This window comes from Tenacibaculum amylolyticum (assembly GCF_964511145.1).
GTDB classification, from domain to species: Bacteria; Bacteroidota; Bacteroidia; order Flavobacteriales; family Flavobacteriaceae; genus Polaribacter; species Polaribacter amylolyticum.
Genome location: NZ_CAZEFZ010000077.1, coordinates 183718 through 196648, shown reverse-complemented (window position 1 = coordinate 196648; position 12931 = coordinate 183718). Strand labels below are relative to the sequence as shown.

Here is a 12931-nt window from a genome sequence, read left to right as displayed (position 1 = left end):
TCAAATTACATCAATTGATATAAGTGGTTTGGCGGATGGAACCATTACTCTTAGTGTTACGCTTACGGATGTAAATGGAAATGCTGGAGCGGCAGCTACGGATACAGAAACTAAGGAAACAGTAGCTCCAACAGGATATTCTGTAGTTATAGATCAATCTCCTATTAATGCTTTGAATGATGATTCGGTAAGTTTCACTTTTGCTGATGCTGAAGCTGGAGCAAGTTATAATTATGCTTTTACTTCAAGCGGGGCGCCAGGTTCTGTTACAGGATCAGGTACTATTGCAACAGCTACAGACCAAATTACATCAATTGATATAAGTGGTTTGGCAGATGGAACCATTACTCTTAGTGTTACGCTTACAGATGTGAATGGAAATGCTGGAGCGGCAGCTACGGATACAGAAACTAAGGAAACAGTAGCTATTACTTGGACAGGAACTACAAATAATGACTGGAATACAGCTTCGAACTGGAATACTAATAGCGTTCCAGTGGCAAGTTCTGAAGTTACAATTCCTAATGGTATCACAAACTATCCAACGATTTCTTCATCAGTAACAGTAAACTCTATTAGTATTGCTTCAGGAGCTTCTTTAATTGCGAATGCTTCTGTTACAGGTACTACTACCTATACAAGAAACTTACCTACAACAAACTGGTATTTAGTTTCTTCACCGGTTTCTGGAGAAACACAACAAGATGTAATTGCTAATCATACATTTGCTACTGGTACTGGAAGCAATATTGGTATTGGAGCCTTTACAAATAATGGTCCTAATCCATGGATTTATGCAACAAACGCTACAACAGGGCCTTTAGTACCTGGAGCTGGAGTATCAATGAAATTAGCTACAGCTGGTGATGTTTCTATTACTGGAACTGTAAATACTTCAAATGTGAGTTTTCCTATTGCTACAGGTAGTAGAAATAACTTTAATCTAATCGGTAATCCATTTACTTCTTTTGTTAGTTCAAGTACTTTTGCTACAGCTAATACTGGGCTATTAAGTGAAGAAACTGTATGGTTATGGGATGGTTCTCAATATGTAACTTACAATGCTGCAGCTCCAATTCAGATAGCTCCAGCACAAGGTTTCTTTGTAGAAGCGAGTGGTTCAGGAAATGTTACATTTTCTACAGCGAATCAAAGTCATCAAGGTTCAGATACATTCATGAGACCAACTCCAAAACCTTCATTTGAATTATTTATAGAAAATGATTCTGATAAACAATCTACAAAAGTATTTTTTGTAAATGGAAAAACAACTGGTTTTGATAATGGATACGATTCTAAAATATTTGGAGGAATCACACAAAACTTTGCAGTATTCACACAGTTAGTTACTAACGATAATGGTAATAAGTTAGCTATTCAAACACTACCTAATTCAGACTTTGAAACAATGGTAATACCTGTTGGAGTAATTGCAGAGACTGGTAAACAAATTACATTCTCTGTTGCTACTCAAAATCTACCTAATGGTGTCGAAATTTACTTAGAAGATCGAGTTAATAACACTTTTATTAATCTTTCAGAAGAAACACATAACGTAACTCTTAGAAATGAGAATAATGGTATTGGACGATTCTATATTCATACTACTTCAGAAAGATTAGGAACAAATGACATAACAACACTAGATAATGTTAGTATTTATAAATCGGAAACAAAAGAAATAACAATTGCTGGTTTACAAGCTGAAGCAACTGTAAAAGTATTTTCGTTACTAGGTAAAGAAGTTATTACAACAGAAATCAATTCAAACGGAATAAGCACTATTCCTTTACCGATCTTATCAACTGGAATTTACATAGTAAGATTAAGTTCTAACTTAGGAAACATGACTAAGAAAATTGTTATTGACTAAATCTAACCTAGCAACTATTTATCATGAAAAAAGATATTAAAAACACAAAAGAGGCAAAAGAGATTACTCGTAAAGAAGCTCTTAAGAAAATTGGAAACTATGGTAAGTATACTGCATTAACTGCACTAGGAACTTACTTAATCTTAAACCCAAAGAAAGCACAAGCTGCTTCTCCAGAACCACCTGGAGATGGTTTTTAAGAAACAATAACAAATAGTATATAAAGGGCTGAAAATAATATTTTCAGCCTTTTTCTTTAACAAATTGTTAACAATTCACGAAAACGTTACCTATAAACCTTAATAAATCCTTATTTTTTCCTAATTTACTGGCCTATAATATCATAAAAACTAAAAATGAGAAAACATTACTTTTTAATCTTTTTAACTATCATGTTAATATATTCAGTGAAGGCTAATGCTCAATTAGCCGTATGGGATTTTACTGGAGATGTATTAACGGCATCTTCTTCAGATGCAAATGTAACAGCATCCGATGCTACTCATATGGGCTTAACTTCTACTACAAGTTTTTTTACTTGTAATGGAGATGCTTGGTCTCCTAGCTCATGGAGTACTTCAGGTAGTGTAAACACAGCAGATGATTATGCTGAATATACTATAACTGCAAATGCAGGTTTTAATCTGTCTGTTACAGGTTTTACTTTCTTTTCTAGAAGATCATCTAGTGGACCTGCAGACTTTAGTATTAGATCATCTAATGATTCTTATGCTTCTGATCTATTAACAGGTACTGTAACAACTTCTTGTAGCGCCAAAGGAGGTAATTTTGCCTCTCCTATTTCTGTTACTGCTGGAAATTCTTTAACAATTAGAATTTATGGTTATAACGCTACTGGTACAGGAAATATGAGAATGGATGATGTTACTATTACCGGAACATCAAGCTCAGCATCAAGCAACCCTACTGTTTCATTTGATAATGCTTCTAGTTCAATTAATGAAACAGATGCAACTGTTAATACATTAATTCCAGTTACATTTACCAATTATGCTGCTGATGTTACAGTTAGTGTAACCATAGATGGCAGTAGTACAGCAGAAGCTGGTGATTATACATTAAATACTAACTCATTAACATTTTCTGGTAATGGAAGTCAAAACATTTCTTTAGATATTAATGATGATGTAGACATGGATAACGAAACTGTAGTTTTAAATATTGCTGTAACTTCTGGTGTAGCAGATTTAGCTACTTCTCAGCATACAGTAACTATTACTGATGATGATTTACCTGAAATTATTATTTCAGAAATCATGTATAACTCTCCTAGTACAGATGATGAATGGATAGAAATTTTAAATAACAGCGGAGCTGCAGTAGATCTTACTAACTGGACTATGGAGTATGCTGGTGGAACATTTACTTTTCCTGCAACTTCAATTAATAATGGGCAATACATTGTAATTGCTGTTGGTAGTAATGGAGATGGTACTTTTAACAATGATGCTCCATTTACTCCAGATTTTAATAATTTAGGTGTAGCTGATAATAACAATGTTAAAGATACTAATGACACCAACAATCTGGGGAATTCATCTGGAACAATCACTTTAAAAAATAGTGCTGGTAATACAGTTGATACAGTTACCTATGATGATGGTGATGCTATTAGTACTGATGGTTCTGGAAACACTTATGAAATAGTTAATTTATCTCTTGATAATGCCTCTACAAGCTCAAATTGGCAAGCTAGTGTTATTTTAGGAGGATCTCCTAAAAAAGAAAGCGGAGCTGTTTGGTCTGGTATAACTAATAATAATTGGTCTACAGCTTCAAACTGGAATGCTGGGATTGTTCCTGCTAATACTACAGATATTTTAATTCCAAATACAGGAGTTACAAACTACCCTACTATATCATCTAATGTAACCGCTAATTCAATAAGTATTGAATCTGGAGCTTCTTTAATTGCTAATGCTACTGTAACTGGCAATGTTACTTATACTAGGAATTTACCAACAGATAATTGGTATTTGGTGGGAGCACCTGTTGATGGGCAGAGTATTGCTGGTTTTGTTGCTGCTCATAATCTTGCCACTGGTTCTGTTAATGGAGGAAATACAAATTTAGGTTTTTCTCAATATGATAATGACTCTGGATGGGTATACATAACAGATAATACAGTGCTAAGTAATAACCTTCCTTCTGGTTTAGGAATTGCTATAAAATTAGCCGCTGCAGGGAATATTTCTTTCACAGGTACTGTAAACACAGCAAACGTAACGCAACAAATAAAAAAAGGTACTAATAACAACTTTAACCTTCTTGCAAATCCATTTACTTCATATACAAACTCTGCAACATTAACTGCAGCGAATACAGCAATACTTAGCGAAGAAACTGTATGGTTATGGGATGGAACACAATATCTAACTTATAATAATGCAAGTCCTATTGAAGTAGCTCCTGCACAAGGATTTTTTGTAGAGGCTAATAATTCTATTAGTGGATCTGTAAACCTTACGTTTAGCGCAGCTAACCAAAGCCACCAAGGTTCTGATACATTTATGAGACAAACTCCTAGGCCTTCTTTTGAATTATTTGTAGAAAGTGATGCACAGAAAAGTGCTGCAAAAGTATTCTTTATAGATGGAAAAACAACTGGTTTTGATAATGGTTATGACTCTAAAGTCTTTGAAGGAATAGCACAAGATTTCGCCGTATTTACTCAATTATTAAGTAATAATGATGGAAGAAAACTAGCTATTCAAACATTACCAAATAACAACTTAGAAACTATGGTAATTCCTGTTGGTTTAATTGCTGAAGCTGGTAAAGAAATTACATTCTCAGTTGCTACAACGAATTTACATTCTGACCTTCAAGTATATTTAGAAGATAGAACAAATAATACATTTGTAAATCTTTCTGAAGGAAATCATACAATTACTACTAAATCTGTAGTAAATGGAACAGGGCAATACTATATTCACACTACTTCTGAAAGATTAAGTAATGATGATCTTACTCAAGATATAGCTAATGTGAATATTTATAAATCTTCAAATAATGAAATTACTATTGCAGGTTTACAAGCTAAAGCTAGCATAAAAGTATTCTCTATTTTAGGTGAAGAATTAGTTGCTACTAATATTAACTCTAATGGATTAAGTAAAATCACACTACCTAATTTATCTACAGGAGTATATATTGTAAAACTTAGTTCTTCTTTAGGAAATATTACTAAGAAAATCATTTTAGAATAAACGAATCCTCTACTACATTATGAAAAATAATAAATTAAATAAAGAAGAGATTACTAGAAAAGAAGCTCTTAAAAAAATAGGAAATTACGGTAAATATACTGCGTTAACAGCTTTAGGTACTTATTTACTTTTAAACCCTAAGAAAGCGCAAGCTGCTTCTCCAGAACCTCCAGGAGACGGTTTTTAAAAATATTTTTAATAATAAAAACAAAAGCTCTAAGAAAAATCTTAGAGCTTTTGTTATTTTCATATACACATACAAAAGGGTGTTTATCCCTTTTAAAAAATTTGTTAGATACGTAAAAATGAGCTAAATTGTATTCGTAATCATTTAATAAAGAAGAAGTTTACACTTTTCTTTACTTATCAGACCCCCGAAAGAATACACTTTATTCTTATATATCTATTACATAAACGTTGAATAAAAAAGACCCCCAATTATGACTAAACAATACCCATAAGTAAAATATCTTTTATACATTAAGAAAGCACCTCAACTTCGAAAACCATACATAATTCTCTTTGTCTATTAATAACTAATTTAAAAACTAGTAATCTTTCCTTACTTATCGAAAAAATTAGAGGTTAGCTATAAACACCATATTAAAACTTTGCGTTTTAATAAATACTCAGGCTATGTAACAACGTATAATCTTACGTTTGATATAATATTGTGAAACAATAATTTTTTTTTAAAAAACAACCCCGCAATTGTGTGACTTTGGCGAGTAAACAAATGCAGGGAATAGAATAGTCAATCCATAAAACTGACCATTATGATTAAAGAGTTTTTTTCTTTAAACATACATATTATGTTTAAGGAAGTACATCTGTATTACCTACGTTGTACTTCTATAAAAAATTCAAAACAACGTGTTTATAAAAGTACAGAAAAAAGAGTAATTAGTTGGACATTAAAATGTTTTTTTCCTGTAGCATATACTATAAAAAAGCTTTGTGTTACTAACACTAGTATACCTCAACAATATCGGTCTATTTTATTACTTTTCTTAATAGTACCTTTAATTTCTATTGGACAATCTGAAGTTGAACATCATCAACATTCACAACAAGAAATTAATACTTACATGAACTTGTACAAAAAGTTCATTCAAGAAAAGAAAGCACCATATAATCGTAGAACAATTACAATTCTTCCAGTAGTTTTACATATTGTAAGAAAAACAGATGGCACTACCGATTATAATTTAAATAATTTTTTGTCAAAAATCCCGCAAGGTTTTGCTACTATTAATAGATATATACTCCCACTACAAACACATTTTTACTTAGCTGAAATAAAATATATAAACTCAGATATTCTCTACGAGAATTCAGTTAATCGCTCTAACTATGAAGAGTTCTTAGATAACAACAGTACTAACTTTTTCATCATTAATGAAGGAGAAAACCTTTCTTCTTTTCCTAATTCAAATACAACTCCTAATGCTGTTTATTTTTCTAAAAATACATTTGGTAGTACAACAGATAATACAGAAGCAACGATTTTACATGAAATTGGCCATTATTTCGGCTTAGTACATACCAATACCAATACTGAATTTGGTAATGAATATCCTTTAGCTGAAAGTGTGGCCAGAGGTGGACCTCAATTAAATTGTACTAGTAGCGGTGATTATTTATGTAGTACTCCAGCAGATGCTTATGGTAGTCCAGACAGTACAGATAAATATGGAGCTACTTATTTTCCAGACAAAACAAATATCATGTCTTACTACGTAAACGAACGTGTTCAATTTACAGAGGAACAATATAATATTATGCAAAGTGCGATTGATTATCGTTTAAATGATAATCGATATGATATAGATGGATATGTTCAAGAAATTGATATAGCTACTCCAGAAATCACTTTTATAAATAACACTTCATTATACAACGAGTTATCTTGGACTAATGTTGATCATAATCTTGGTTATATAATAGAACGCTCTACTCAATCTGACACAAGTGGTTTTAGTCCTATAGCTGGGCTTACAAAAGACACTCAAGATTTCCAGGATAATGACATACAATCGAATACCAATTATTGGTATCGAGTAATTGCTGTAAATTCTAAAAATAACTATAGTACTCCTGAAAAAGTATTTGTAGGTGGTACTTATTGTAATCTTAAGAATACTTGTGATGGTTATGGATTTGTGCCAGATAAGATTACCTTGAGTAATACTCAAACAAACCTAATTGATCTCGATACTATTCCCTGTAGTAATAATGTTTCTGTTTTAGATTATTCTAATATCACATTAACATCTAATGATGATTTCACACTTCATATACAACAGTCTGAAAATGAAATATTTTTCTACAATTTATTTATTGATTTCAATATGGATGGTGACTTTGATGACACTGATGAATGGGTTATAAAAAATGAATTAAGCACAAATAATAATACTTTCGAAAGTAATTTCAACTTATATCAAAAAATTATACGACAAGGCACTACTTCTATGAGATTTGTAAGTAGTTTTTATAAAAACACTAATGGAATATACCCTTTAAAAAACGCCTGTACAATGGCATTAGGTTTTGCTCAAGATTTTAAAATTACTGTAAAACCCGAAAATGAAAATCAGAAAATCTTTTGGAATGGTAGTACAAATAATAATTGGTTTAATCCTTCTAATTGGTCTACAAATACAATACCGAGTAATAATGCTGATATTGTTATTCCTAACAGTTTAAATAACTACCCAACTGTAAACACTCCTATTACTGTAAATACACTTACTATAAACTCTGGCGCATCTATTATTCTAAATGAAGCAATAGAAGGAGATGTTACGTATAAAAAACAGCTAGAAAGAAATAACTGGTATTTAACAGCTTCTCCTGTAATGGGAGAAACCATTGAAAATATTATAGAAAATAGTGATCTGATAACTAGTACTGAAGGAAAATTAAGTTTTGCATATTTTGATAATACAAACAACAATTCATGGAATTATATATCAGATACCACTACTGGAAACATATCTATAGGAGCTGGATATTTAGTTAAATTAGCTTCAAATAATTATATTTCTTTTAATGGAACTTTAAATACAACAGACACAACATTTCTCATAAAAAAAGGTATAACATCTAATATGAATTTATTAGGTAATCCTTTTGCTGCCTATATCAATTCAACAACTTTTACAAGTGATAATACTACACATTTGAGCGAAGAAACAGTATGGGTATGGAATGGCAAAAATTATGAAGCACATAACTTAATGAATCCTATTGAAATAGAACCTTCTCAAGGTTTCTTTGTAGAAGCCTATCAAAATGGAAATGTTACATTTAATAGTGCAAATCAGCAGCATAAAACAAACGAAATGTTAGCCAAACCTACCGCTTCTTTTTCTTTTGAATTGATTGTAGATAATGAAACAGAACAACGAGCTACCAAGGTATTTTATGTTAATGGAACAACAACAGCATTTGATAATGGTTATGATTCTAAAATATTTGAAGATGACATACATAATACCCTTAATGTATTTACAAGTTTTGTGACTGATGATCAACAAAAAAAATTAGCGATTCAAACATTACCAGATACCGACTATGAAACAATGATTATTCCTATTGGTTTAATTGCCAATGCTAATGAGGAAATTAACTTCTCATTAAATACAGAAAACCTTCCGAACGATCTCAGTATTATGTTAGAAGATCGTTTAGCCAATAGGTTTATTGATATTCATGAAGAATTTTATTCAGTTACACTTAATGAAGTCTCAAATGGTACCGGACGATTTTATATTCATACAACAGCAAGATTAAGCAATGGAAGTACAGATGTACTTTCTGGAATCCATATTTATAAATCTGATTTCAAGCAAATTTCAATCACGGGGCTAGAAACAGATGCTAAAATAAAAGTATACTCTCTTTTAGGAGAGCAATTATTTAATACGAAGTTAAACCCAAAAAACAAACACACAATTGAACTACCGAATACAGCTTGTGGTATTTACTTAATAAAACTACAAACTGAAAAAGGTATAGGAGTTAAAAAGATTAAAATTTAAGGTATTTCTAGTATTAGAATACATCGTATACTATAATACCTTAAAAGAAGAAAGAAATACCCTTTATATTCTATTTAGGTTTCATATTTTTAACTCCAAATGAGAAATCTGTTAAGAAAACATATAGAAGGTAAATCGATTGTTTGGTTTTTAAAAAGTAATCAATATGTAGTTTTAGAAAATCTAACTGCAGATATCTTAATTGATATCGACAACAATGTTACTTTAGAACAAATTAGCTTAGCCTTAAGCGAACAAATTAATGTTCCTATTGAAGAAGGTTTACAGTTTGTTTCTAAAATAAAGAGAGAATTATTTGACCCCAATATTCAATTATCAGTAGCCTCTAAAGAAACAGTTTCTCAACAAAAAGAAACCTCTTTTGAGGTTACTAAGTTTTATACAATTAATGACCTTGTCTTTAGAGTAGATTTTCAATCAGAATTTGAAGTATATTTAATACATCCTAAGTTCTCTCATTTGGAAACATTGCCAACAGAACAAGTGGATCATATATATCAAGTTAGTACCAAGAATGATATTACATTTTTATACATAGATAATATATTTATTGATGCTTGGCACCGTAAAGAAATACATTATTTTCAAGGGAAATTTTCGATGCATATTGTTCAAAACATGCACAATAAACCAGAAAATGACTGGATGGGAGTTTTTCATGCTTCGGGTGTAGCTAATGATTCAAAATCATTATTATTACTAGGAGATTCGGGTAATGGTAAAAGTACTTCACTTGCTATTTTACAAGCTAATGGTTTAACTTGTTTAGCAGATGATTTTGTTCCTATAGGCATTCAACAACAACACGTTTATACATTTCCTTCTGCAATTTCAATAAAAAAAAACAGTTTAGAAACACTAATTCCTTTATATCCTGAGCTAACAAATACAGCTGAATTTCATTTTGAAAGATTAAAGAAAATTGTGCGATTCTTACCTCCAAAAACTATTGACTATAACTTACATTTACCTTGTAATGATTTAGTGTTTATTAAATATCAAAAAGATTCTGGTTTACAATTCAATTCCATCTCAAAACTGGAAGCTTTTCAAAAATTAGTTCCAGATTCGTGGATCTCTAAAAAGTTAAAAAATGTTGATGTATTTTTAAATTGGTTTTCTAATGTTAATTGCTATCAGTTAATATATTCAGAAAACGATAAAATGGTAAACACTGTTAAAAGTATTTTACAAAATGACTTATAAAGAAACTTTATTTTTTGTAGGAAAATGCCTCACCATAAATCATGAAGCACATAACAAGGAAATTGTAAAAGAACTATTAGAGTCTAATACTGTAGATTGGGATGCTGTGGTTAAAGTAAGCACAAGTCATTATGTATTTCCAGCGCTTTATTGTAATTTAAAACAAGCTGATTTTTTAAAGTATCTTCCTGAAGATTTAGTTGCTTATATGCAACATTTAACAGATTTGAATAGAGACCGTAACAAAGAAATTATAGCACAAGCTAAAGAACTCAACGAATTACTTTTAGCAAACAACATTACTCCTATTTTCTTAAAAGGCACTGGTAATCTTCTTTCTGGTTTATATAATGATATTGCAGAAAGAATGGTTGGAGATATTGATTTATTATTTTGTAATAACAGTATAGCTAACAAAGCTTTTGATTACTTAATAACAGATGGATATTATAAAATTTATGAAAACCATCCTAGATTTCATAGACATTTAAGTGGCCTAATAAAAGCTAAAAAAATTTCTAGAATAGAAATACACAAAGAAATGACAACGGATAAATATGCTACTCATTTCAATTATAATACTATCGTAAATAACATTTTTTCAAAAGATAACATTTCTTTTTTAGCTTATAAAGATCAACTTTCTCTTTCAATAATAGCAAAACAAATAAACGACGATGGTCAGTATTTTAATGATATTTCTTTAAGAAATGCTTATGATGTATTTCTATTAGCTCAAAAAGTCGACACAAAAGAAAGTATTTCTCGACTAAATTCTCAATTAGTAAAACCTTTAAATAATTTTTTAGCTTCAGCTTCACTAGTTCTTAACTCAAAAACAATAACCTATGTTTCAAACAAAACTTCTAAAACATATATAAATACTTTTCGTAAGCTCATTGAAAACAAAAGTTTCAGAGATAATCATAGAAAGAAATGGAAAAGACGAATATTTATTTCTATAAGACTTAATATTATATCAAAAGCCTTATATAAAAGAGAATATACTTATTGGTTATTAAAGCGGTTATTAAAAGGTCGTATTTAACCCCTACTACTTAAATCAAAGTCGCAAGCTCTTCAAAATTTAAGCCTCCATAGTTTCCAGAACTCATCAACAACAATGCTGTATTATCTAAATTCTGAGAAAATAAAAAGTTTTTAAACTCCTCAGGATTCGTATAAACAATTAAATCATCTCTATCAAAAGCCTTAAAAATTTCTTCTTCAGAAATTGCCTCTAGCTTTTTTATTTCCACAGCATGAGGGGAATAAAAAACAACTGCTTTATCAGCATATTTTAAAGTATTTTTATATTCTGATAAAAACGTGGTATTTAAACTGCTGTACGTATGTAATTCTAAGCAGGCTAACAAAGTTCTATTTTTATACTGCTCTTTTACTGCTTGTGTAGTTGCTGCTACTTTTGATGGCGAGTGTGCGAAATCTTTAAAAATTACAGTAGAATTATTTTCTGTTATTTTCTCTAATCTTTTGCTAGCTCCTTTAAAACTTGCTATGGCTTCGTAGAAATCATCTTCATCTATCCCCATATGCTGGCAAATCCATTTTGCTCCAGCAATATTTTGCAAATTATGCTTTCCAAAAACTTCTAAAGGCATCTCACCTTCTGGCGTATCTAAATACGTAGTTCCATTATCAATAAAATAAGATGGTGTATTGTATGGGTATTTCTTTATTGAATTTGTTGAACTTTCTACAATACGTTTTACTACTTCATCTTCTTCATTATAAACCATCATACCACCATGAACAAGTGAATCCGTAAAAATTTCAAATTGTTTTACATATTCCTCAAAAGTTGGAAAAACATTAATATGATCCCAAGCTATACCACTAAGTAATGCTATATTGGGCTTATATAAATGAAATTTTGGTCTTCTATCTATTGGAGAACTTAAATACTCGTCCCCTTCCAATACGATAAAATCATTTTCTTCTGTTAAATGCACCATAGTATCAAAACCTTCTAACTGGGCACCTACCATATAATCTACATCTTTTTCATGATATTGTAGTACATGTAAAATCATGGATGTAATAGACGTTTTCCCGTGAGAACCACCAATTACAACTCTCGTTTTTTCTTTAGACTGCTCGTATAAAAATTCTGGATATGAATAAATTTTAAGTCCTAATTCTTGTGCTTTCAATAACTCAGGATTATCTTCTTTTGCATGCATTCCTAAAATTACAACGTCTAACTCAGAAGTAATTTTTTCTGGAAACCAACCAAACTCTTCAGGCAACAAACCTTTTGCTTCTAATCTAGATTTAGAAGGGTCATGAATCGTATCATCACTTCCTGTAACTTTATATCCTTTCGCATGCAAAGCAATTGCAAGATTATGCATTGCGCTACCACCAATAGCAATAAAATGTATATTCATCTACGTATCCAATTTTCGATTGTAAAGATAGTGAAGTGAAATTGTATGAGAAATAATGACCAAAATATTATCTATATTTCTATCCATTTTAGCTATTATTTAATTTTTTATAGCTTTGCTGTCAATAATTTAATCAACTTAACT

Annotated in this window: 8 protein-coding genes; 7 read left to right on the top strand and 1 reads right to left on the bottom strand. The window is 30.7% G+C overall.

Annotated features, from left to right (window positions below; genetic code table 11):
• The 7 genes from ACKTTC_RS20400 to ACKTTC_RS20370 all read left to right on the top strand — a co-directional run.
• The coding region (locus ACKTTC_RS20400; protein WP_408041721.1) for a T9SS type A sorting domain-containing protein at positions 1-1873 on the top strand (1873 nt) is incomplete at its 5' end.
• A 23-nt stretch (positions 1874-1896) separates the two neighbouring features.
• Positions 1897-2073 carry a hypothetical protein gene (locus ACKTTC_RS20395; RefSeq protein WP_408041720.1) on the top strand — a complete coding sequence of 59 codons (177 nt, stop codon included), beginning with the start codon at positions 1897-1899 and terminating at the stop codon, positions 2071-2073.
• Between the two features lie 156 nt (positions 2074-2229).
• Positions 2230-5103 carry a lamin tail domain-containing protein gene (locus tag ACKTTC_RS20390; protein WP_408041719.1) on the top strand — a complete coding sequence of 958 codons (2874 nt, stop codon included), beginning with the start codon at positions 2230-2232 and terminating at the stop codon, positions 5101-5103.
• Between the two features lie 19 nt (positions 5104-5122).
• Positions 5123-5290 carry a hypothetical protein gene (locus tag ACKTTC_RS20385; protein WP_408041718.1) on the top strand — a complete coding sequence of 56 codons (168 nt, stop codon included), beginning with the start codon at positions 5123-5125 and terminating at the stop codon, positions 5288-5290.
• A 589-nt stretch (positions 5291-5879) separates the two neighbouring features.
• Positions 5880-9149, top strand: a complete 3270-nt coding sequence (locus tag ACKTTC_RS20380) for a GEVED domain-containing protein (RefSeq protein ID WP_408041717.1) — start codon at positions 5880-5882, stop codon at positions 9147-9149.
• 99 nt (positions 9150-9248) lie between these two features.
• On the top strand, positions 9249-10376 hold the full coding sequence (locus ACKTTC_RS20375) for a hypothetical protein (protein ID WP_408041716.1): 1128 nt from the start codon (positions 9249-9251) through the stop codon (positions 10374-10376).
• A complete protein-coding gene (locus ACKTTC_RS20370) occupies positions 10366-11424 on the top strand; it encodes a nucleotidyltransferase family protein (RefSeq protein ID WP_408041715.1) in 1059 nt (352 codons plus the stop codon). The genes ACKTTC_RS20375 and ACKTTC_RS20370 overlap by 11 nt, the downstream gene beginning before the upstream one ends.
• A gap of 10 nt (positions 11425-11434) precedes the next feature.
• Here the strand turns inward: ACKTTC_RS20370 and ACKTTC_RS20365 are convergent, their stop codons facing one another.
• Entirely contained in the window at positions 11435-12787 is a 1353-nt protein-coding gene (locus ACKTTC_RS20365) for a UDP-N-acetylmuramate--L-alanine ligase (RefSeq protein ID WP_408041714.1), read from the bottom strand.
• Positions 12788-12931 lie beyond the last annotated feature (144 nt).